The sequence below is a fragment of the Polaromonas sp. genome (genome assembly GCF_016185115.1).
GTDB lineage: Bacteria > Pseudomonadota > Gammaproteobacteria > Burkholderiales > Burkholderiaceae_C > Polaromonas.
Map to the genome: position 1 here is coordinate 50,056 of NZ_JACPOF010000020.1, position 22,508 is coordinate 72,563.

The 22,508-nt window shown below is 52.0% G+C and carries 23 protein-coding genes; 13 read left to right on the top strand and 10 right to left on the bottom strand.

Annotated elements, in window-relative coordinates; translation table 11 throughout:
• Window positions 1–14 precede the first annotated feature (14 nt).
• The 8 genes from HYX42_RS13185 to HYX42_RS13220 all read right to left on the bottom strand — a co-directional run bounded on the left by HYX42_RS13185 (window position 15) and on the right by HYX42_RS13220 (window position 8,448).
• Complete coding sequence (locus HYX42_RS13185; protein ID WP_293403715.1) at window positions 15–1,016, bottom strand: 4,5-dihydroxyphthalate decarboxylase; 1,002 nt, start codon at window positions 1,014–1,016, stop codon at window positions 15–17.
• Window positions 1,017–1,031: 15 nt separating this feature from the next.
• Entirely contained in the window at window positions 1,032–1,895 is an 864-nt protein-coding gene (locus HYX42_RS13190; protein WP_293403717.1) for an NAD(P)-dependent oxidoreductase, read from the bottom strand.
• The gene (locus HYX42_RS13195; RefSeq protein WP_293403719.1) at window positions 1,888–2,805 is read right to left on the bottom strand and encodes a VOC family protein; all 918 of its coding nucleotides are present in this window, start codon (window positions 2,803–2,805) and stop codon (window positions 1,888–1,890) included. Before HYX42_RS13195 ends, HYX42_RS13190 begins: the two co-directional genes overlap by 8 nt.
• A gap of 9 nt (window positions 2,806–2,814) precedes the next feature.
• Entirely contained in the window at window positions 2,815–4,254 is a 1,440-nt protein-coding gene (locus HYX42_RS13200; protein WP_293403721.1) for an aldehyde dehydrogenase family protein, read from the bottom strand.
• 16 nt (window positions 4,255–4,270) lie between these two features.
• Complete coding sequence (locus HYX42_RS13205; RefSeq protein WP_293403723.1) at window positions 4,271–5,260, bottom strand: dihydrodipicolinate synthase family protein; 990 nt, start codon at window positions 5,258–5,260, stop codon at window positions 4,271–4,273.
• 39 nt (window positions 5,261–5,299) lie between these two features.
• Complete coding sequence (locus tag HYX42_RS13210) at window positions 5,300–5,776, bottom strand: nuclear transport factor 2 family protein (RefSeq protein WP_293403725.1); 477 nt, start codon at window positions 5,774–5,776, stop codon at window positions 5,300–5,302.
• The gene (locus HYX42_RS13215) at window positions 5,773–7,137 is read right to left on the bottom strand and encodes a Rieske 2Fe-2S domain-containing protein (RefSeq protein ID WP_293403727.1); all 1,365 of its coding nucleotides are present in this window, start codon (window positions 7,135–7,137) and stop codon (window positions 5,773–5,775) included. Before HYX42_RS13215 ends, HYX42_RS13210 begins: the two co-directional genes overlap by 4 nt.
• 201 nt (window positions 7,138–7,338) lie before the next feature.
• On the bottom strand, window positions 7,339–8,448 hold the full coding sequence (locus tag HYX42_RS13220) for a citrate/2-methylcitrate synthase (protein WP_293403729.1): 1,110 nt from the start codon (window positions 8,446–8,448) through the stop codon (window positions 7,339–7,341).
• A gap of 618 nt (window positions 8,449–9,066) precedes the next feature.
• Here HYX42_RS13220 and HYX42_RS13225 point away from each other — a divergent pair.
• Window positions 9,067–10,017 (top strand): tripartite tricarboxylate transporter substrate-binding protein, encoded by a 951-nt coding sequence (locus HYX42_RS13225; protein ID WP_293403731.1) that lies wholly within the window; start codon window positions 9,067–9,069, stop codon window positions 10,015–10,017.
• Window positions 10,018–10,039: 22 nt separating this feature from the next.
• Here HYX42_RS13225 and HYX42_RS13230 read toward each other — a convergent pair whose 3' ends face one another.
• Window positions 10,040–11,113: an NAD(P)-dependent oxidoreductase gene (locus HYX42_RS13230; RefSeq protein ID WP_293403733.1), complete on the bottom strand. Its 1,074-nt coding sequence runs from the start codon at window positions 11,111–11,113 to the stop codon at window positions 10,040–10,042.
• Window positions 11,114–11,226: 113 nt separating this feature from the next.
• The gene (locus HYX42_RS13235; RefSeq protein ID WP_293403735.1) at window positions 11,227–11,736 is read right to left on the bottom strand and encodes a cupin domain-containing protein; all 510 of its coding nucleotides are present in this window, start codon (window positions 11,734–11,736) and stop codon (window positions 11,227–11,229) included.
• A gap of 333 nt (window positions 11,737–12,069) precedes the next feature.
• Between HYX42_RS13235 and HYX42_RS13240 the strand changes: the two genes are divergently transcribed.
• The 12 genes from HYX42_RS13240 (at window position 12,070) to HYX42_RS13295 (ending at window position 22,470) form a co-directional block, all read left to right on the top strand.
• Window positions 12,070–12,930: a tripartite tricarboxylate transporter substrate binding protein gene (locus tag HYX42_RS13240; protein ID WP_293403737.1), complete on the top strand. Its 861-nt coding sequence runs from the start codon at window positions 12,070–12,072 to the stop codon at window positions 12,928–12,930.
• A 177-nt stretch (window positions 12,931–13,107) separates the two neighbouring features.
• Window positions 13,108–13,476 carry a non-heme iron oxygenase ferredoxin subunit gene (locus HYX42_RS13245; protein ID WP_293403739.1) on the top strand — a complete coding sequence of 123 codons (369 nt, stop codon included), beginning with the start codon at window positions 13,108–13,110 and terminating at the stop codon, window positions 13,474–13,476.
• A 46-nt stretch (window positions 13,477–13,522) separates the two neighbouring features.
• Complete coding sequence (locus HYX42_RS13250) at window positions 13,523–14,695, top strand: ABC transporter substrate-binding protein (protein ID WP_293403741.1); 1,173 nt, start codon at window positions 13,523–13,525, stop codon at window positions 14,693–14,695.
• 11 nt (window positions 14,696–14,706) lie between these two features.
• Window positions 14,707–15,621, top strand: a complete 915-nt coding sequence (locus HYX42_RS13255; RefSeq protein ID WP_293403743.1) for a branched-chain amino acid ABC transporter permease — start codon at window positions 14,707–14,709, stop codon at window positions 15,619–15,621.
• A gap of 4 nt (window positions 15,622–15,625) precedes the next feature.
• Window positions 15,626–16,609 (top strand): branched-chain amino acid ABC transporter permease, encoded by a 984-nt coding sequence (locus HYX42_RS13260; RefSeq protein ID WP_293403745.1) that lies wholly within the window; start codon window positions 15,626–15,628, stop codon window positions 16,607–16,609.
• Window positions 16,606–17,361 carry an ABC transporter ATP-binding protein gene (locus tag HYX42_RS13265; protein WP_293403747.1) on the top strand — a complete coding sequence of 252 codons (756 nt, stop codon included), beginning with the start codon at window positions 16,606–16,608 and terminating at the stop codon, window positions 17,359–17,361. The genes HYX42_RS13260 and HYX42_RS13265 overlap by 4 nt, the downstream gene beginning before the upstream one ends.
• Window positions 17,361–18,074: an ABC transporter ATP-binding protein gene (locus HYX42_RS13270; protein WP_293404538.1), complete on the top strand. Its 714-nt coding sequence runs from the start codon at window positions 17,361–17,363 to the stop codon at window positions 18,072–18,074. Before HYX42_RS13265 ends, HYX42_RS13270 begins: the two co-directional genes overlap by 1 nt.
• A 26-nt stretch (window positions 18,075–18,100) precedes the next feature.
• A complete protein-coding gene (locus HYX42_RS13275) occupies window positions 18,101–19,069 on the top strand; it encodes a dihydrodipicolinate synthase family protein (RefSeq protein WP_293403749.1) in 969 nt (322 codons plus the stop codon).
• Between the two features lie 18 nt (window positions 19,070–19,087).
• Window positions 19,088–20,188, top strand: coding sequence for a cupin domain-containing protein (locus tag HYX42_RS13280; protein ID WP_293403751.1), 1,101 nt, complete (start codon window positions 19,088–19,090; stop codon window positions 20,186–20,188).
• A 2-nt stretch (window positions 20,189–20,190) separates the two neighbouring features.
• The gene (locus HYX42_RS13285; RefSeq protein ID WP_293403753.1) at window positions 20,191–20,664 is read left to right on the top strand and encodes an aromatic-ring-hydroxylating dioxygenase subunit beta; all 474 of its coding nucleotides are present in this window, start codon (window positions 20,191–20,193) and stop codon (window positions 20,662–20,664) included.
• A 46-nt stretch (window positions 20,665–20,710) separates the two neighbouring features.
• A complete protein-coding gene (locus HYX42_RS13290) occupies window positions 20,711–21,991 on the top strand; it encodes a Rieske 2Fe-2S domain-containing protein (RefSeq protein WP_293403755.1) in 1,281 nt (426 codons plus the stop codon).
• Window positions 21,988–22,470, top strand: a complete 483-nt coding sequence (locus HYX42_RS13295; RefSeq protein ID WP_293403757.1) for a MarR family winged helix-turn-helix transcriptional regulator — start codon at window positions 21,988–21,990, stop codon at window positions 22,468–22,470. The genes HYX42_RS13290 and HYX42_RS13295 overlap by 4 nt, the downstream gene beginning before the upstream one ends.
• Window positions 22,471–22,508 lie beyond the last annotated feature (38 nt).

The window sequence follows — 22,508 nt, forward strand, 5'->3', positions numbered from 1 at the left end:
CGAATCCAGGACGTCTAGACTTTGAAGGAAGAAAGCACAGATTTCGGGAATAGCTCATCCACATCCAGTTGTCTCTTACAGACACCTTGCTCAAATCCAAACTTGCAATATGCCGCGAGCGTTGCGCGGTTGATTTGACCGCCTACATCACTGCCGACGCCGTACGGAAAGAAGTCATCTCCAAACAATGCTTTCATACGGTCCGTGTATTCCTTCAACCACGCCAACGGAGCGTGGGAAGCGGTGACGTCCGACAGGCGCTCCAATGATTGATTCTTGGCAATAGTAAAAGCTTTGTAGAGATTCATTCCTACCCATGGGTGCTGCTCCAGGATCGAGCTTTTAACCACCAGTGCATGCATGATTGGATAAATGTTGGTGTCTTTGAAATACTGCTCCTCCAAGGACTGGTATTCCGGCATCAACCTCTCAATCCCGTTGCCCATGGAATCGGGCGCACGTGCTGACATGGCTGCATCGATCTCGCCGTTGAGAAGCATTTCGTTCAAAGACTTGTCTGGGGCCGCTGTGTATCTGACGCCCTCGGGAAGATGCAATTTCACCTTTTCAATTCGTCCAGGCTCATTAACCCCAGCTTGTATCCACTTGATGCTTTTTAGATCGATTCCCAAGTAGTCACTGAGAAAGCCTCGGCCATAAATACCAGCAGATTGAGCCCACTCAGGAATACCGACACGTTTCCCGACAAGGTCTTGGGGACGCTTTATAGCGCTATTGGCTTTGACATAAAACATGGAATGGCGAAAAGCTCTTGAGATGAAGATCGGCAACGCCTGGATGCTGTTGTCGTCTTGAGCGCGTAAAGCAAGATACTTCGCAGTCGACATCTCTGAAATGTCCCACTCACGGTACATGGTGAAACGATAAAAAATTTCTTCGATCGGCAGATTCAAGGGCCTGAGCCGGACACCTTCAACAGGAACGCTGCCATCCGTGATGTCCCGTGTGTGATCGTAAGGTCCGAGGGCGAGCGTAAGGGGCAATTGGTTAATCATGGGCAACAGTTATTTTTATGTTTGGTTAATGGCGGGGGCGTTCTCCCACCTGTGCAGCGGAACAAACCCCAACTCCTGCCTGGCTGCTGAGCAGTCAATTCCACTCCAGTTTGCAGACGAGGAAATCCGTCTTTCTGGCAGGCCAGGATAAAACGTTTGGATCAGTTCGGAGGTGGGCTGCCGCATATTGCTGGTGTCGCACGCAATGTTGTAAGCACGGTGCCCTGGCCTATTTCTGCTTAGTGCAAGTCGAACTGCCACCGCGGCATCCCGCACATCAACATAACTCCAGAAACCGGGCGCGCGAAATCCCGGGTCTTTTAGAAGGTTTTGCACTCGCTCATATTTGGGGTCATAGCTGATGCCGGGAAATCTCAAACTCGTAATTGAGGCATTTGTCCTGGCAGCAAAAGAATCGGCGACGCGTTCCCCGACCACCTTGGAGAGTCCGTAAGGATCGGTTGGAAGGGTTGGATGCAATTCGTCTGCGGGCAAATAGGCTGGGGTCTCGCCTTTTCGGCCATAAAGAAATCCATAAACAGCGGTGCTGGAAGCGAGAACAATCTTCTCCAGTTTGTTGTCTGTCGCGGCCTTCAAGACGTTATAGGTCATGCGCACGTTGTCACCAAAGGTGGCACAGTCGCTGGCCAAGTCTGGGGCAATATGTGCAGCCAAGTGGACGATGCCGGCGGCGCCTTGGCAAGCCTCGTACACTGATCCACTGTCCAGCAAATCAACAACCCAGGAGCGTTTATGACCGCCAGGGTGTGGCCGCCTATCCAAACTGAGTACTTCCCATCCATGCCTGAGAAGTTCCGCGACCACCTGTTGCCCCAGCGCTCCACTGCCGCCGGTAACAACAATAAGCTGTTTAGTCATTGATCAATCCCTTACCCGCGAAGGCCATGGCCAATTTTTCAGAGGGTTTTCCTGCCACACCCCACCGGCAGGGTCGCTTTGGAAAATTGGTCCAATACTCAGCACTACCCACCTCGTAGCTCTCGTCAACCTGATCCATGTCAGTGGTGTATTCGACTGCAAAGCCCTCAGGATCGATGAAGTAACAAAACACGTTATTTCCAGGACCGTGGCGGCCAGGTCCCCATTCAATCGCGTGACCGAATTCCAGTAAACGCCCACTGCCATACATAAGCGAATCGAAATCCTCCATCGCAAACGCAGCATGATTCAGAGACATGGAATCGCCATGAGCCAATGCGACGGTGTGGTGGTCTGCTCCGCACCTCAGAAACGTCATTCGCTCCGTGATGTCACTTACGCGAAAGCCAAGAATTCCGACGAAGAAGTTAATTTGCCTTTCAAATTCATTGCTGTTGAGAACAACATGCGTTAGGCATAGGGGTTTCGTCCGGTCCTCCAATACATGGCTATGTGACACGCGCCCATAAACCAGTTGAATCCTAAGACCCTCAACACCTTCGACCGTCGCCCCATAGCCGCCACCGGTCACCTCGCTCAGCAGGGCCGGGGGATGGCTGATACTGAAGCCTGCATCGCCCAACCGTCCAACCAGGATATCTACAGCGGAACGACTTGACGTTGAGAGTTCAATGCCAACGAACCTTGATCGCTTCCCCTCAACCAGTTCAACAACGTGATGTGTGGTTCCATTTGCACGAAGTAACGTGGAACCAGTCATAGGCGGTCCCGCGAATTCGAGACCAAACACTTCGCTGTAAAACGTTTTTTCCTGATTCAGGTTCTTAACCTCCAGCTGGAAGCTCTCCAGGCCCGCAATTAAATGCTTGTCAGCCATATCGTTATTCACAATAAGGTCCTACAGTTTGATGTGGATGCTTTTGTTTTCCGTGTAACTGAGCAGTTCATCAGAACCCTCTTCCCGACCCAACCCACTGTTCTTGAAACCACCAAAGGGCATGCCGTAGTAATGAGCTGAGTTGTTGTTGATCCAGATATAGCCAGACTTAATGGTGCGTGCCGCTCTCATCGCGGTTTTGATATCGTTTGTCCAGATAGAAGCCGTCAAGCCATACTCGGTGCTGTTGGCAATGCGGAAAGCTTCTGCCTCGTCGCTCCACTTGAAGACAGAAAGAATTGGGCCAAAAATCTCTTCACGAGCAATCCGCATCTCAGAAGTCACGTTTCCAAATACGGTCGGCTGCAGCCAGTACCCCTTTTTGAAAGCATCGCCTTCTGGACGCTTGCCACCGATGAGCAGCTTGGCGCCATCATCAAGCCCGGCCTGGACCATGGAGCAAACGCGGTCATAGTGCGCCTTGGAATTCAATGGACCCATTTGGGATCCTGCATCCAGCGGATCACCCATTTTGATGGAAGCAACCCTCTTGAGCAGTTTTTCCATCACCGCGTCGTAAATTGATTCATGGAGCATTAGCCGGCTGGCTGACCCGCACGACTGGCCTTGCCAGGAAAAATTCATAGCCTGCACAGCCACTTCGGCAATTTTTTCTGGGTCTTGGTCAGGATAGGCAATGAGTGGATTTTTACCTCCCAGCTCAAGCGTGATGCACTTCACGCCGATCTCAGCTGCAGAGCGCTGTATTGCAAGCCCGGTAGGTACAGACCCCGTGAATGCGATGCGCTTAATACCTGAGTGTCTAACAATCGCGTCACCGGCAGACCGGCCGTAGCCCGTGACGATATTGACGACGCCAGGCGGCAGTTCTTGCTTGCAGATCTCGGCAAGAATGCCTGCGGACAGGGAACTTTGCTCTGGGGGTTTGACGATTACTGAATTGCCGGCCATCAAGGGGGCAGCAAGAGCGTGTGCAGCGAACTTTATCGGATGGTTGAAGGGGACAATGCGACCAACAACGCCATAGGGTTCGCGGATAGTGATGTGCAGGTTGTCCGAACTGGCGGGTACAGTTTCGCCTTTTATCTCAGTCGCCAATCCGGCGAAGTACTCGATTGCATGGGCCGCGTGCTCAACATCAGCCTTCATTTTGCTGATGGTGTTACCCGTATCCATCACTTCGACGCGAAGAACTTCATCAGCCCGTTGTCGAAGCCCGGCTGCTACGTTACGCAGCATATGGGCACGGTCACCAGAGGACAATGCCGCCCATTTAACTTGAGCTGCTTCAGCAGCTACGTAGGCAGCATCTACGTCTTCTTTTGCAGCGCTCGGAAAACGCCCAATCTTTTCCTCGGTTGCAGGATTTAAGGAATCAATCCATTCGCCGGACTTTGCAGCGACCAGCTCTCCGCCGATCAACATTCGCGATTCAATCATTTGATTTGTCTCTTAGTTAAATAGTTTCGGCCTGAGGGATGTTGAAATTCTCGTCGCGGCACAGAGCGGACCAGCGCTGACCACAGGCGACAGACGCAGCCAGCATCTCATCGGGTAAGTATTGGTAAGGCGGTCGATATGGACCAGCGTTACAGTAGCCAGCAGCGTTGATCCGCGCTTTCTCTATTTGGATGTTGTACTGAGCGAATACCTCACGGTCCGCGATGAGGGGCCTGACTGGTTCGTTGGCCCACTTGAGAGCCGCCGAAAGGCGTTTCACCTCCGACTGGTTGCCACTCAAGACTGCTTCCATCAAGGCGACTACCGGCTGCGGACCCATGCTCGCAGCCGTAGCCCAACAGGCCGTCGTTGTGCTGGGTGACTCAGAGAAAAACATCTCCAAGGTCATTTCGTTGGGTACCACATTGATTTTCCCGCCGACGATCTTCAGGAGCTCCGTGAGGCTCTTTGGCCTGGAGTGCTTTGTAGCAACCACGGTGGGTGCCTGTGCAACCACACCTGCCCAGAATTCATCTGGAAAGGTATAGCGAAACGCCCGTGCATTGGCGTAAACCATGATGGCCAGATCAGGATGAACTTTTGAAAGGCCCGCATAAAAGTCCACTGCGCTTCTGTCTGTCACGGGTTGCCACATCGGCGGTCCCAACAGCGTTCCATCACCACCGCGATCCTTCACCAGCTTCATCCTCCTGCTGACCTCATGGCCGCCAAGGGCTGAGGTGCCAACAAAAGTAGGTACGCGCTTGCCAACAACCTCCAAAAGGCAGGATACAAAGCTTTCGTAGTCCGGGTTGGACAAAGTGGCACATTCACCTGTTGTTCCAAGCGCAATCAATCCGTTAGCGCCATCGGCGATCAGTCTGTTCACCAACCTCTCCGTCTCTTCCAGATCAACCGTGTTTTGAGCATCCAATTCAACCGCGCCTTTCGTAGCGGGTGTTGGAAGGATGGCGTAAAGGCCCTGGATATCTTTTGCGTGAATCATGTCGTCCTTAGTAGTGTTCGATGTGGAAAGGTTGCGGATCTAAGAAGCGACGGGCTTGTCGTAATGCGTTACCCGATCTCGGTTGACCATCACTGCTCGGCTGGCCTTGCGTTTGAATTTCCACACTCCGTTTATGCGCACAAGTTTGTCGGTGTGCCTTAGTAGTCCAAGGGGCATAACGACTGGAGGTGGGCCAGCTTCGGGATCAACACCTTCTTGCCTATAGAGAGTGATGTACTGGATGGTTTCTGCATGGTCTTCATCTATGACATTGATACGGACATTTGTCACAAGATGCATGGTCAACCAAGACTCACGTTCAGTCATCGCTTTTTTTATGCCGGCAGGCCCCACTAATTCCTTGCCCAACCTAACCCAGGCGCCGTCTTCGGCGAACAGGTCAGCCAAATCGTCATATCTTTTCTCGTCCAGATAGCCATAGAACTGCATGAGCAGCTTTTGGCAGTCCCACTCGATTTCTCTTCGGACCGTTGGAGTCACCGTTGAAGCACTCATGCGAATACTGCCTTTCCGTTAGCGTCACGTATCAAGCCTCGCCCATCTTCAGACGATGGCATGTTTTCTGGACCCAGCTTCATTTCGGAAGCTTTGGCAAATCCCTTGAAAGTGTCGACCTTGAAAACTCCATTCTCATCAACCTTGATCTGGAATGGCTCCCGACCTTGCGCAACGGCTTCCATAGATCGCCTCCACAACCTCCTCAGCATCACCACTCCCGTATCCGACGTAGCCAGAAGTTCATGCTCTCGCGGAGGAATAACTCCCTGTGACTCCTGAATAACAAGATCCTCTAATGGAGGCCTGCCTTCCCAAGCAGGATATTTGCGATAGTCGTAATCCTTCTTTTCACGCGGACCTGCCGTTCCCTCGGCAAGACCACGGCTTTTGTCCGAGTCTCTCGGGAAAAAAGTTGATCGGAAATTCCCCGGCCGTACCAATGTGTGACGAAACATCTCGAAGTGCCCATCGTCAATGATTCTCAACATTCCACCCGATTCGCGGCGGTCATCCGTGAAGTCTGGTGGCAGCCCAGCGCTGATTCCCCCAAAACGCCAATGGGCGGGGGGCGCAATGCTCCAGGTATTCACAAACTTCTTGTCAGGATCAGAGGTGTTGTGAACAAGCACGCTCTTCATGCCAAATGAGGTATCAAATGACTTGTGGGTAATATGACGCCACTCGATATCAACAGATGTATCGCAATGCGGCGCCACATCTTCCGGCGTTTCGCCCGGAGCTAGCATGTGCAGCACATACACATGACCCATATCTGCAAAGTTTTCCAGAAAGTTCTGATAGTTGTAATTCCGAAAGTCTCCTCTCTCTACAACCAGTTCTCCATCGGTTCTAGCCAGAATGTCAACTTTTGGAAGTGGTGGGGGCGAGTCGCCGCCAGGTCCCATATAAGTCCAGACAATCCCAGCCCACTCCTCTACGGGGTACCATTTCTGCTTGACTTTCGCGAGCAGCGGTGTGTTTAGGGGTTCCAGCGGCATGCGGACACAAGCACCTTTGCGGTCATAGGTCCAGCCGTGATACGAGCACTCCAGGCCTTCTGCACGAATCTGCCCGTATTGCAACGAGGCACAACGATGCGCGCAACGGTCTCCTATGAGACCAACTTTTCCATCAAGCCCTCTAAACGCCACCAAGTCTTCGCACAACATCCGAACTGGATACGGTATGTCTTGAAGATCTTTTGATAGGCAGACGGGATGCCAGTAGCGGCGAAGCATTTTTCCGCCCAAAGTGTCCGGGCCAGTTAACGGAAACTCCCTTAGAAAATCCGCTTGTGTATTAAATACTTTCGCAGGAGCAGCCGCGGGTACGCGAGGTTCAGTAACTGAATTTTCCATTCTTTCTCCGGATAAGCACGCCGACGTTTTGGCGCAAAACAGGAGTGAACTTTAGTCAGTTGCAGCGACTTCATCAATCTTGATTATTCGTCAATCGATTTAGCTTTTCCAAGGAATCTAAGCCCGCAAAATTTCAGATACCAACTCGTATCGTCACCACTTTGATACAAAGATCAAAGCCTTTTTTCGACTGGTAAAGGGCTACGAATGTTCCGAGGTCAAAAAACTTGGGCCAACATACCGCGCTCTTGGGCGAACCATATATCCGCCAAGTCTTTGCTCGAATGCATGCGCTACCCAACCTGCGCTTCTTCCAATGGCCATCAATACACCGGGCGAATGAGCGGGCATGCCCAGCGCGGTAGACATGGCCACCAATCCGATGGCAAGACTCGGTCTAGCGCCTAACTCTTCTCCAGCCGCACGAACAGACTCCACCACAGCGCGAACAGCAGGGTTCTTACCGTTAAGCGCCACTGCCGCTTCCAACATGAACTCCGCTCGTTGGTCTACGTCCGGATAGAGCGGATGGTTGTATCCAGGAAGGGCTTCTTTTCTTTTGATGCAAGCATTAAGGGCTGCGACATACTCCTTGGGCGATGAGGCCCTGTGCAGCAGAAGCTCCGCCTGATCACATCCTAGACCTGTCAAAAGTCCTTCAAACGCGCCCAGAGCCGTATTGACGCATGAAAAAATATCAGCGCCGGCCGATGCTGCGACTCGCGCAGCAAATGTTGAAGTAGACAACTCGTTATCAGCGGACAGCACTAGACATATGTTGATGGCCTCCACTGATTCCGACGTTATAGAAATTCCCGCAGCTCTAGCCACCTTTGCCGCGAGCATTTCTGCATTTAGCGAAAGTTCGTATCTGGGTTTTGGTCGTAATAAACCGATGCCTGGAATCAGAACCTGGATCAACTGGCGTGCCGCGAGAACAGGGGCTCCCAGAGACAACTCTGGATTTTTTCCGGCCGAGGCGGTGTAAGCCTCCGCGATTAGAGCGAGAAGTCGACGCGAATTACTCAACTTTGCAATTGCAGGCAACACTGCAGCGAATGGAGGAAAAGCCTCGGGAACTGTGGGTGGACTCCACGTTGGCGACTCGACCGGCAATACACCTGTCCATAACAGTTCCACTATGTCCTCAAAAGTGCGAGATGCACGAGCAAGATCGACAGCGTTTCTGCCACGGTAATGAGGACCATTTGCCTCAATTGATGAAATTGAGGTGGGCAATATGAGTCCAGCCCCCCATCGCATTGATCTGTCACCAACTGCAAGTTCAGGTGTGCCCTTGCGACTTCGCATGGCCACTGACTCCACATCTTCACGGCTGTACAGGCTGGCTTTTCTGCCCGCCTGGGAAGCCGTTCTCACCAATCCCCTACTTACATACGCGTAGAGAGTCTGGGGTTTGACCCCCAGTATGGCCGTCGCCTGCTTCATATCGAGAAACTTCTTATCCACCGCGCTGTCGTCGTCACTGATTTCAGCCGACGCATTCCCGCGTACCGACTTCGAAGGTGACGTTAGACGGGCCTTCCTCCAACTGGCGGGTGTGTTCTTGGGCATATCTACGCGACTCGCTTTTAAAAGGAAAGCACCTGAGACAGCCTCAGGTCGGCACCTCCCAAACACTCAGCACCATTCATGAGGTCCTTCATCACAGAATTTAGGCGGCAGGGTAAACCCTCGCTCGCGTCAAGGAAAAAAGTAACATCTCCACGCTTAAGTAGTCGCTCGCAGATATCGCGTGTCTCTCACTAGTAATAACACTGAGTCTGTTTGTAGTTGTGCTCCCTGTCAATGTTGATTGTTCGTCAAGTTATTGAGGGATAGCTATTTGGATTGATGAATAGTCAAGATTGAACGACTCTTCGTTCGGTCCTATATTTCGCTCTCGTTGAAAATATTCAGGAGACTGCGTTGCTTAAAAAATTAGTTTGGATTTCTTGTTTGTTACCTTTTATGGCGTTGACAGCTCAAGCGCAGACCAAGGTATTAAAAATTGTTGTTCCGTATCCGCCAGGTGGTTCGCCAGACAGTACCGCACGAGTGATTGGTGAAAAAATCCAACAAGGCGGAAAGTACAGCGTGGTAGTCGACAACCGTCCAGGCGCCGGCGGAACCGTCGCAGTTGATACCGTCAAGAACGCTCCACCCGATGGACTGACTTTGTTGCTGGCCGACTCATCGACCTACTCAATTGCACCAAATGTCAGGAGAAAAGCGACCTTTGATCCACTCAAGGATTTAAAGCCTGTGAGCCTGGCATCAACCTCACCCATTTTTCTTATCGCGAAGCCTGAGACTGCCACTTCTGTCAAAGAGCTTGTGGATTATCTAAAGCGCAATCCCGACTCTCCCTACGGCTCCTCTGGCTACGGTACGGCTCATCACTTGGCAATGGAGTTGTTCAAACAGTCATCAGGGCTCAAGATGACCCACGTCCCCTACAAAGGAGCATCTCAGACCGCGCCTGCCGTAGCAAGCGGCGAAGTGATTGCCACCTTTGCTGGGCTCACCCTCGCCAATGCATTCGCACAAGGCGGCAAAGTAAAAATACTTGCCATCGCTGAACCCAAGCGCTCCGCATTGGCCCCAAATATCCCAACGATTGCCGAGAGCGGTCTTCCTGGCTATAGCATCGTGATCTCGCTCGGCTTTCTGGCAAACGCCAAGACGCCTGACGCGATCGTCAAAGAGCTCAATGAAGAGATTGCGAAGGCCGTGAATTCGCCCGATGTCAAAACCAAATTGAATGGTCTTGGAGTAGAGCCAGCTAGCTCCACTCCACAGAAGTTTGGCGAACAAATAGCTGCCGAACTAAAGAGCTTTGGCAGCATTACGAAAGCGGCCAACATCCAGGAAGAGTAATCTTCCACACCATCTAAAGAGCCTATCGCGTTTCGGCCGTTGTTTTGAGACGCGATACCCTTTGACGAAAGGCTTCAACCCCTTCTGGATTTCGGAGATACAGCGGAAGTTCTCCAGCCAGAAGCCTCCAGATGTTTTCCATGGCCGCTGGCACAAGTGCTTCGTAGACCTCCTTGGAGTGGCCAATCATGTGCGGCGTCAGGATGACATTACCCATCTTCCTGAGTGGACTAGATTGTGGCAAGGGCTCAACTTCAAAGGTATCGAGTGCGGCGCCAGCAATGCGCCCACTCTGCAACGCATCAATTAAGGCATTTTCATCGATAGCATCACCACGAGCGATGTTGACGAGATATGCACCGGCCTTCATCAAACTAATTGCGGTCTTGTCAATGAGCTTGCGACTGGTTGAATTGATGGCGACAGCCACGATTACAACATCAGACTGCCTCAATAGCGTTTCAAGCGATACCGCAGTGGCGCCCTCGCCTTGAGTCCCGGCAGTCAAGGACCGACTATTTGCCAAAACCCTTGCTCCAAATGCATTGAGCCTTTTGGCGACGGCTTGGCCGATTTTTCCAAAGCCAATTATGCCGACGGTTGAGCCCTTGATCATTCGCGCCATGGCACCTTCAGCGCCAGGCGGCGGCTTTACCTTGACACCCTTCAGAATATCTTCCACCGCGTGAAGCTGATACATGAGCGCCAGCACAAGCATGACGGCAGCCTCGGCCATACTCTCATAGTTCTCCCTTACAGCTCCATGCCCAATCAGAATTCCCAACTCGTTGGCTGCAGCGATATCAATGGTTTCGGTTCCGATCGTCGGATTAACAATTCCTCTTAATTGACCCGAAGCCTCAAGGACTGCCCGCGAACATCTCGAACGTGAGCTGAACATGGCGACATGGGCTCGACCGAAAAGTGCAGTGAACGCCGCAGGTTCGTACTCCAACACTGAACCAGGAATTGAATGAGGCCCTCGAATTACCTCCACATTTGAGCCTCGCAGGTTTTCAGCTATTTCGTCCAACAGCGGATCGACTGCATGATCCCGGCAAATGAACACGGTCGGGGTTTCCATCTCTGCATGCATAAATCAGTTTCTAGACGTAGGAATAATTAATTTTTCCAGAATCGACACAGCGAGACGATGTCATTCAGTCGGAATCGATTTGTCAGTCAGTCCGCATCGATTTATCAAACAGTTCAGCCAAATACCTTGTCTTCGTGAAGTTCGTAGGGGACTTCTTTGTTTTTTTGAGAGTAGCCACCAAATGGAGCACCCTTTTCATCGATGCGCGCCAAGATATTTCCCGTGGGATCTACAGCAGCCCCAATTCGAAGTAGGACCAACGGCTCTTCTTCTTTGGCGTGAAATTTGTACAGCGCGCCGCAAGGGATCAAAACGCAGTCGTTTTTTGCCACCTCTCGCGTTTCGCCACGGGGGCCATAGAAGATGGCTCCGCCCTGCAGCACCACAAATAGGTGATCCTCGTTCGAGTGCGCGTGTAGCTCATTTTCCCCGCCCGTGGCATAGGTCTTTAGCACCACGTTCATTTGGCGGGATGCACCAAGAACCTGGTTGGTTCGGCCAACCCGCGGCAACTTGGCATGGATGTGAAAAAAGCTCGGGGTCTGTTTAGCGGCAAATTTGTTGATCTCGACCATCCACTCGGCTTCGGAATTGACGATAGGTGCGAATTCAATATTGTTCATGCGTAGCTCCTCGGTATTGGATTACGCCGAGTCTAGTAATAGCGGCTGCCCCAGACAATCTTGACTAACACTCAATGCGGGTTAACCAGATTCGCATGGCTGCGCGCATTGGTTGAGTAATCGTCAAGATTGGCGAACATCGCTGCTTGGGCTAGTCTTCGCCACAACTTGCGACCGCAAGCTTCGCAACACGATCAAAAGAGGGCAGCCAACATGAGACGAAGAGTGTGTTTAAAGATCGCGGCATCGGCTGTACTAGCCTCGGTTGGAGGACTCGCGAAAGCGCAAGGCGGGGCTCAGGATGTGTACCCTTCCAGACCAATAAAGATCATCGTGCAGTTCCCTCCCGGAACGACACCCGATACCCTCGCCAGGATTGTCGCGGAATACTTGCAACCTCGACTTGGCCAACCCGTGGTGGTAGACAACAGGCCCGGCGCAGCGGGAAATATCGCCGCTGACTTTGTTGCAAAGAGCGTTCCCGATGGGTACACCTTGCTGCTCGGTCAAAGCGGTTTAACCTGGGCCTCAGCCCTCTTTCCCAAACTTCCCTTTGATCCGTTAGCGTTCGCACCAATCAGCGTGCTCGCTGGAGTTCCATTTGTTGTGACTGTAAGAAAAGATCTTCCAGTCAAATCAGTCCAAGAGCTTGTTGCCTACGCAAGAAACAATCCAGGCGTATTGGCTTGCGGCACATCTGGAAATGGCTCACCGCAGCATCTGCTTGCCGAATTGTTCATGAACAAGACCGGAACGAAGATGAATCTCGTGCCCTATAAGGGAACCAACCTGATCATGCCGGATTTGATTGCAGGGCGGATTGATGTCATGTTCAGCGCCGCTGATGGAGTTCTTCCTCACATCCAAGCAGGCCGCCTCAAGGGTATTGCCACTGTTGATAACCGGCGCCTTGCCGCACTACCCGATTTGCCCACCTTGGCAGAAAGCGGCATCCCCGTAAACACCATGATGTGGGTAGGCCTTCTTTCAGCGCCCAACACCCCTACAGCGATCACACGCCGGATCTCAGACGAACTCAGATTGATGAGGAACAGTCCTGCTATCTTGCAGCGAGTTTCCGCTGCTGGAAACGATCTTCGAGTAGACGGACCCGATGAAATGCGCAAGACAATCAGCAAGGATCACGAGGTTTGGACGCAACTCATCCGAGATGCCCGGATCACACTCGAATAGCTTTCGCGGAATGTGGCTAACAGTCAAACACCTTTGACACCAAACAAAGCGGTCCCCGCTCATGTCGAGCGGCAACGCAACATCTCGCCCGTGACGGGGTCTCATTCTGGCCTTACGAAAAACCAAGTCCGGGAAAATACTTAGTTAGTTATCTAAGTATATTGCTATATTTATCTAATGACTTTCCAAACAGACCACGTTGATCCATCTGGCGAAGCTCAAGCTGGAGACATTTTCTCAGCGGCTATTGAGGCAACTGAAGTGCCCTTAGGACACGTCAAGAAGGTGATACACGGAGGTGCAGAAGTAGCCATATACAACGTCGAGGGATGCTTTTATGCGACTCAGGATCAATGCACCCACGGACTTGCGTCACTCTCGGATGGCTTTCTCATCGCTGAATTTATCGAATGCCCACTGCATCAAGGAATGTTTGACGTACGGACCGGAGAGGCCACCGCAGCCCCATGCAATACCTCTTTAAAGACCTATAAAACTTCACTTAAGGACGGCGTGATCTTTCTGGCGCGTTCTACTGGTGAGTGACAGCGTTACGTTTGAGGCCTTGTCGAAAACCACTAAAGGAGACCCTATGAAAAAAGCACTGTTATCCGTTTCGGTATTTTTTGCCGCCCTACTCACCGGAGCCTGTGTCAGCGCGCAAACGCCGTTGAAAATAGGTTTTTTGGGTGAACTCTCAGGTCCCCAAGGTGCGTTGGGGCAGGACCAATACGACGGCTTCATGCTCGTGGTCGAGCGAAATGGCGGCAAGCTTGGCGGTGTTCCAGTCCAGGTCATAAAAGAAGACACACAACTAAAGCCCGACGTAGCCATGCAGGCGGTTCAGCGGTTGATTGACCGCGAGAAAGTCCAAATCATCACGGGCGTCACCTTCTCCAACATCATGATGGCAGTACAGAAGCCTGTCACGGACAAAGAAGTGTTCCTGATAGGTTCCAACGCCGGACCATCACCGATTGCCGGCGCCGCATGCTCGCCTTATCAATTCCTTGTTTCCTGGCAGGTGGACCAACTCGCTGAGGTGTTCGGAGTCCATGCAAATGAAAAAGGGCTCAAGAAGGTCTATCTGATGGCGCCCAACTACCAGGCCGGTAAAGATTTCCTGGCTGGGTTCAAGCGCACTTTTAAGGGGCAGATTGTTGACGAGATATACACCCCACTAAACCAGCCAGATTTTTCCGCCGAGTTGACCCAACTGTCCGCAGCAAAACCTGACGGTGTGTTCGTGTTTTATCCGGGCGGCCTGGGCATCAATTTTGTCAAGCAGTATCAGCAAGCAGGACTTATGGGAAAGATTCCATTGATGTCCGGTGGTGCGGTGGATGGCACAACCCTGCCGGCTTTGAAAGAAACAGCCTTGGGTGTTCTAGGCGCATTCCCATGGGGTCCCGATCTGGACAATGCGGCAAACAAACAGTTTGTCGAAGAGTTCGAGCGTAAATACAACCGCATTCCTGCTGCGTTTGCGGCGCAGAGCTATGACGCTGCTTTGCTACTTGATTCAGCAATAGCCAAAGTCAAAGGGAACGTGGCGGATAAAAAATCTTTTATGGCAGCTCTTAAATCCGCTGATTTCAAATCAGTTCGCGGACCATTCAAGTTCGGAAATAACAACTTTCCGATTCAAAACTTCAATATTCAAGAGGTTGCCAAAGATGCGCGAGGTCGCATAAGTCTGAAGACAATTGCCACGCCCTTCAAATCTCAAGCAGACTCTTATCACGCCTTATGTGCGATGAAGTGAGGGGCTGAATTTTGTCTTTAGTTCTTACGCAACTACTGAACGGAATTCAGCTCGGGGCGCTTCTGTTTCTGCTGTCAGCTGGCTTGACGCTGGTATTTGGCATCATGAACTTTATCAATTTGGCGCATGGCTCCCTCTTCATGATGGGTGCGTATTTCGCAGCATCCGCCTTTGCCGCCACTGAATCATTTTCAGCAGCCATATTGGCCGGCGTTGGGGGAGGCGCACTACTTGGCGTCATCGTGGAGCGGCTCATAGTTGCCCACATGTATGAGCGCTCCCATCTACACCAGGTCCTGGTCACATTTGGACTGGTCTTGTTCTTCAACGAGCTCGCAAGAATACTTTGGGGCGCAACGTCTATACATGCAGGAAGCCCGAAAGCTTTCTCGGGTTCTGTAGAAATTCTCGGCAACCCGTATCCGAGTTATCGGTTGCTAATAATCGCCCTGTCACTGGCGGTTGCTGCAGGCCTCTACTTTTTTATTCGTCACACCCGCTTGGGAATGCTGGTTCGGGCATCAGCATCGAGATCCGATATCGCCAGCGCCATGGGCGTGAACGTCGTGCTGCTGAAGCGTTGCCTATTTGCGTTCGGTGCTGCACTAGCTGGATTGGCGGGCGTAATGGCCGGACCAATCACCTCAGTGCAGCCAGGTATGGGAGAGCCCATTCTCATCATGACGTTGGTCGTGATTGTCACCGGGGGGATCGGCTCCATTAGAGGAGCATTTTTCGGCGCCATGGTCATTGGTATCGCCGATACAGTGGGGCGAGTCTATATACCAATGTTATTGCGCGCCACGTTCGAAAGATCTGTTGCGCAAGCAATTGGCCCTGCCCTTGCTTCCATCATGATCTATCTGCTGATGGCATGTGTACTTGCACTGCGGCCGCAAGGACTGTTCCCTGTCAAGCATGGCTAATCTAATGTCAAAACTGAACAGCCGCCGCAATTGGATCGGACTCGCAACTTTTGCGTTGTTTGCACTGTTTCCACTTTTTGCAAATCTGGCCAACCAAGAGTATTACGTCACCTTTCTGACTCGCGTACTCATTATTGGGCTGGCAGCGATCGGGTTGAACATCGCACTCGGTTATGCAGGCATGGTGAGTTTTGGGCACTCCCTCTACATAGGCGTCGGCGCATATACGGTCGCAATCATCTCGGACTCCGGAATATCAAACGCGGCACTCCATCTGGGTGTTGCCCTGTGCGCCGGCGCTGCGATCTCCTTGGTCGTCGGCCTGGTTTGTTTGCGCACTACCGGGGTAGCGTTCATCATGATCACCCTTGCATTTGCCCAGATGTTCTATTACGTTGTAGTGGGCTTGAAGCAATACGGCGGCGATGACGGGATGTCCCTGTCTTCAAGAAGCACTTTTGGCGCCATCGATCTGGAAAACAACAGCGTCTTTTACTACCTTTGCCTGACGACCGTGACTCTTGCTGTTTGGGGCGTTTACCGGATGTCCAAGTCGCGGTTCGGTTCGGTAATAAGGGGATGCAAACTAAACGAGCGCCGAATGGCTGCGCTTGGATTTTCAACTCTTCGCTACAAGCTTCTGGCATACGTAATTTCTGCTGAAGTGTGTGTAGTTGCTGGCTTTCTACTAGCCAATCTTGCCAAATTTTCATCGCCGTCATACCTGCAGTGGAGCATGTCGGGCGAACTTATCGTTATGGTCGTTTTGGGCGGTATGGGCACGGTATTGGGCCCGCTTCTCGGCGGAATCTGTTTGTTATTTCTGGAAGAAGTACTTGCCAATTTTGGATTGCCACTTCCGTTTGGAGTCAGCAGTTTTATCCAGTCTCACTGGATGCTATTGATTGGATTGTTTATCGTGATCATCGGACTTCGCATTCAACATGGCTTGGCTAGCTTTATCAACCGCGGGAAGCAGGACGCATGAATTCGCTTCTGGAAGTCAAACGGTTGACTAAAAGATTTCGTGGCATTGCCGCTTCAGACGGTTTATATTTAAAAGTCACACGCGGTGAGTTGCACGCCATCATCGGGCCCAACGGTGCTGGCAAATCGACATTGATTGGACAGTTGTCTGGCGAAATTACACCCGATAGTGGGTCCATTGCGTTCGACGGAGTGGACATTACGCACATGCCGATACACAAGAGGGCATTACTGGGTGTCGCTCGTTCGTATCAGATCACTTCTGTCTTCGAGGAACTCACAGCATTACAAAATGTCGCGCTAGCGGTGCAGGCCAGGAGTGGACATAGTTTTGGCGTTTTGGGCGAAGTCGCCCAGGAACGGGAGCTTCTCGAACCCGCATCTCAGGCAATCGAAGCCGTCGGCCTTTCGGAGTCCATGAATCAGCCTGCCGCACTTCTAGCGCATGGAGCGCGAAGACAGCTCGAACTTGCAATGGTTTTGGCGATGCGCCCAACGATTTTGTTGTTGGACGAACCCATGGCGGGGACATCTCCAACCGAATCCAAACAGATCGTCGGTCTCCTGAAAAAGCTTCGCGGAACCATGACCATAGTACTGATCGAGCATGACCTGCAGGCGGTATTCGAACTTGCAGATCGAATCAGCGTGTTGGTCTACGGCAAGGTCATTGCAAGCGGGCATCCTGACGAGATTCGGTCAGACCCAAGGGTCATAGAAGCCTATATCGGCGAAGAGGGGCTGGTTTCGTGATCGGGAACGTACTCACTGCAAAAAATGTATCGGTTCGATACGGCGCCAGTCAGGTGCTGTTTGAAGCGGAAATTGAGATCGGTCGTGGAGAATTCGTATCCCTGCTCGGCCGCAATGGAATGGGCAAGACGACATTCGTCAAGGCCCTGATGGGAATGAAGTCAATTGATAGTGGATCGGTCTTTTTTTGCGGGCAACAGGTTGCCGGGAAACCGGACTATGCGATTGCACGTCTGGGTATGGGGATTGTTCCGGAAGGGCGCGGGATATTCCCCAATCTGAGCGTCAACGAGAACCTTGTTGCAACAGCGATGCGGCGCAAAGGAAGCATGTCAACTATCTGGACTGTGGATAGCGTGTACGAACTCTTCCCTGGTCTGCGCAAACGAATCCAAAACCTGGGCAGCGACCTATCCGGTGGAGAGCAGCAGATGCTGGCTATCGGAAGAGCGTTGATGACCAACCCCCAACTTCTTATCCTCGACGAGGCTACCGAGGGATTGGCACCTCTTATCCGTCACGAAATCTGGTCTTGCCTTGCCAGGCTCAAGAACGAGGGTCTGTCTCTACTAGTCATCGACAAAAACATCAAGCCGATGCTGGGCTTGGCGAATCGGCACTACATCCTTGAAAAAGGCCGGATTGTCTGGAGGGGCGACTCCTCTGAGCTGTCTGACTCGCCTGAAATCATGTCGAAATATTTGAGTCTTTAAATAACTTCCAACCTCTGGAGAAAAATATGAAGTTGACCATGCAAGATATTCGCGGTGTCGTTGGGATTATTCCTACCCCCGCAACCCCGGATGCTGAAAGCTGGGCGGCTCAAAACACCATTGAATTCGATCAGACCATCAAAATGGTGCGCACGGTTGTTGACGCTGGTGTGGACATCATCATGACGACCGGAACATTCGGCGAGTGCGCAACACTGACTTGGGAAGAACTCCGCTCTTTTACAGAATGTGTCGTTAAAACAGTCGGAGGCCGTCGTCCAGTGTTTGCTGGCGTTACCACTTTAAATACTCGCGACACGATTCAAAGGGGGCGCGACCTGATGGCGGTGGGGGCGGATGGCTTGTTCGTCGGACGCCCGATGTGGCTTGCGATGGATGACATAGCCATAGTCCGCTTCTACAAGGACGTGGCGGCTGCATTGCCTGGAGTGCCACTGGTCGCATACGACAACCCCTCCGCCTTTAAAGGAAAGATTTCACCTGCAGCGTACCGTGCGCTCGCTGAGATCCCCGAGATCATCGCGTCAAAGCACGTAGGTGGGCCTGCACTTGTGCCCGACTTGTTGGCGGTGGGCGACAGGATTCGGCTGTTGCCGCTGGAAATTGACTGGTATGAACTGGCAAAGGCACATCCAGAACGCGCAGTTGCCTGCTGGTCAGGAAGCGTCGCCTGCGCTCCAGCTCCGCTGGTTGCATTGTCAAAGGCGATCCTGAGTCAGAAATGGAGCGAAGCCAGCGCCATCAGCGAGCGTTTGAATTGGGCGGTTCGCGCAATGTTTCCTGGTGGGGATCTATCCAAGTTCATGGACTACAGCATTCCGCTCGGTCATGTTCGCTTTCGCGAAGCCGGGCTGTTTGAACCAGGCCCATGCCGGCCTCCATACCTTGAAGCACCCGCCGATTATGTAGAAGGCTCGCGCATCTGTGGACAGCGGTGGGCAGAGTTGCAACGCGAATACACAAAATCTTCCTGATGAGAATCGGAGAGACCTATGACTAACGGAACCTCAACCAGCACTCCTGTCAAAACGCTTCAGGAATTTGATACTGCTTTAGCTGAGTCTTCAATGCGAGGCCAGTGGCAGTACGACGAGATGCTCGAACGCCTCATCGGTGGACCCAAATCAACGGTACGCGCGATGCTCTGGAAATGGGAAGCCATTCAGAAGAAGTTAATGGAGGCATGCGCCGTTATGCCCGAGAGCTTTACTGCACGTCGCAATCTTTCCTTTATAAATCCTGGTCTGGAGCGCGGCGGCACTACGCAGACAATTCTGGCTGGTATGCAGATTGTCAAACCTGGAGAAGTGGCATGGGCGCATCGGCACCCAATATCAGCCCTTCGATTTGTTATTGAAGGCGACACCAAACTCTACACCGTCGTAAATGGCGAACCTCTTCCGATGGAGCCAAACGATCTCGTTCTGACGCCCGCCTGGAGCTGGCACGACCATCATAACGAGAGCGACGGACTGGGTGTATGGCTAGACGTTCTGGACGTGCCACTAATGCTCTCGCTTGGACAGATGGCGTACGAACCATTGGGTCAAACCACTCAACAACTACTTCCAGATTCAAGTCACCACCTTTCTGCACGGACAGGCATCGTCCGTCCACTATGGGAAAAACCGCCAACCGGTGATCTGCCTTGCCGCTACCCCTGGAAAGAAGTACGGCGGCAGTTGGATGTTTTTGCCGATTCGGACGGTTCACCAAACGATGGAGTGATCCTGGAATATGTCAATCCGCTCACCGGGGGACCTGCGCTGCCTACCTTGCGCTGCTGTGTACAACGCCTGCGGCCAGGGTTTAAGGGCCAGAAGCATCGCAAGACTTCAAGCACAGTGGTTTATGTAATCGAAGGCCATGGCACAACCCGTATTGGAGAGACCGAGATTAGCTGGGGTCCGCGCGATTTATTCGTCCTGCCTACATGGGCATGGATAGAACATCAAAACAATTCTGCCAGCTCGGAAGCATTGCTTTTTTCAGTAAGCGATGCTCCTCTTCTGGAAGCCGCACATCTTTACAGAGAAGAGCCGGAGTCGACTGTCCGCAGCCGATCCGTATCAGAAACCAAAAAAGAGAAGTGAACATGACTGACCTCAATCTGCACTTGAAGATCAACGATTTTTACACCCGCTATGCAGAATCAATTTGCGATGGCGATATCGAGACCTGGCCAGAATTCTTCACTGAAAAATGTCTTTACCGCATTATTCCAAAGACTAACTACGACCGAAAACTCAGGATCGGCCCCATGTTCGCCGAGAGCAAAGGCGCGCTAAAAGATCGCGTCGTAGCGATCAAGGAAACGCTTGTCTACTCCGCACGCAGCATTACTCACCTTGTGAGCGGAGTCCGGATCGTAAGCGTCGAGGGCAATCTTTTAAAGACCCGAAGCATGCTGGCCATCTACCAAACACTGGTGGACGGTACAACCCATATTCAACTTGTTGGGCGTACTTTCGACTCCATCGATCTTGGCGATGGAACACCAAAGTTCAGCGAAAGAATCGTGGTTTTTGACTCAGAGCTTCTCGCTGGCGCGCTGGTTTTTCCAGCCTAGGCTTTTGAGGCTTTGTTTCTTTTTCAATATTTAGCGGAGATTTTTTATGTCAGATCAAAAAGCAGGTTCTGAACTCAAGCCCATCAAGATCTGGTCGCGGGACGACTGTTCTCGCATCCCCCAGTGGGTTTACACAGACGCCGAAAATTACAGCCAGGAACTTGAGCGCATTTTTTATGGCCCGCATTGGCATCTGATTGGCCTTGCGAGCGAGACGCCCAACACCGGAGACTTCAAGCGGGCGACTATCGGCGAGCGCTCCGTCATCATGACTCGAACAGACTCTGGCGATATCAGTGTCCTTCTAAACAGCTGTGCTCATCGCGGCGTTGAAATCTGCCAAGCAAAGTTCGGCAGCCAAAAAGAAATAATGTGCCCGTACCACCAGTGGACGTACGACCTGAACGGAAAATTAATGGGGGTTCCATTCCGTAGAGGCGTCAAGGGAAAGGGAGGCTTCCCGGCTGATTTTGATCCCGCCAAGCACGGCCTTCGAATATTAAAAGTAGAAAATATCAATGGCGCTGTGTTTGCAAGCTTTGACCACAACGCCCCGCCCATGAAAGAGTACCTTGGTGATGAGAACTACAAATATCTGATTCGTATTTTCAATGGGCGACCCGTAAAAGCAATTGGCTACCAGCGACAGCGTATCAAGTGCAACTGGAAGCTTTATATGGAAAACATCAAGGATCCATACCACGCATCGCTTCTCCACGTTTTCCTGATCAGCTTCGGGCTATACCGCATCGACCAAAAAGGCGAGACAGTCACAGATGCTCGAACCTTGTCCCACAACGTTTTTGCTTCGATCCGAAATGCGCCCGGCGAGACTTCCGGTACCGAAGACATGAAGTCATTCCGGGAGAACCTCAAGCTCAACGACATGAGTATCGTCCAAGCAACCAAAGAGTATGACGACGACGTAACCATTCAGATTCAAACCATATTCCCTGATCTGGTCCTGCAACAACAGGGGAACAGTCTTCAGATGCGATATGTCATTCCAATGGGACCCAACGAATTTGAATTGCTCTGGACTTATTTCGGCTACGAAGACGACACTGAAGAAACCACCCTCCGGCGCCTCAGGCAGGCTAACCTGACGGGCCCCTCCGGCTTTGTCTCAGTGGATGACACTGAAGTCCTGGAGTATTCACGAGCGGGCATCGGCCCCAATCCCGCCAATGATGCAGTTCTCGAGCTTGGAGGCAGAGAGGCCAAACCACCGGCGGACGGCAATATGGTGACTGAAGGACCGATAAGGGGGTTTTATCAGTACTATCGGCAGGTAATGCATCAAGAGGGAACTGGACTTCGACAATGAGTAAACGCACCACCGACCGACTTCAACCTGGTTTAGATGAGAGCCTTGGATTCCTTATTTGCGACACAGCACGCTTTGTCAAACGAGTGCTGTACGCGAGGCTGGCACCATGGGGCATACCCGGTAGCTGCTGGTTTTTGCTCCGTGTCCTCTGGCAGGAAGATGGTGTCTCACAACGGGAACTCAGCGAGCGTTTAGGTGTAGCCGAACCTTCAGTTGTTGTGATGTTGCGGGGCCTGGAAAAAAAGGACCTGATTCGGAGAGAGCGTGATGAGGTGGATCGCAGAAAAATGCGAGTATTCCTGACGGAGCGGGCAGCGGCTCTTGAAGAAGAGCTCATGGCCGTTGCAGAAGACGTGAATCACACCATGCTTCACGCCCTATCCGGAAAAGATGAGAAACAAGTAACAAACAATCTGCGGTCTATACGGGAGCAGCTTTCAGCCTCTTGTGAAGGTGCAGAAATGGTCGATGACTAAACGTCGTCTGCAGCCGATTTTTCCTTGACTTCGTGCCA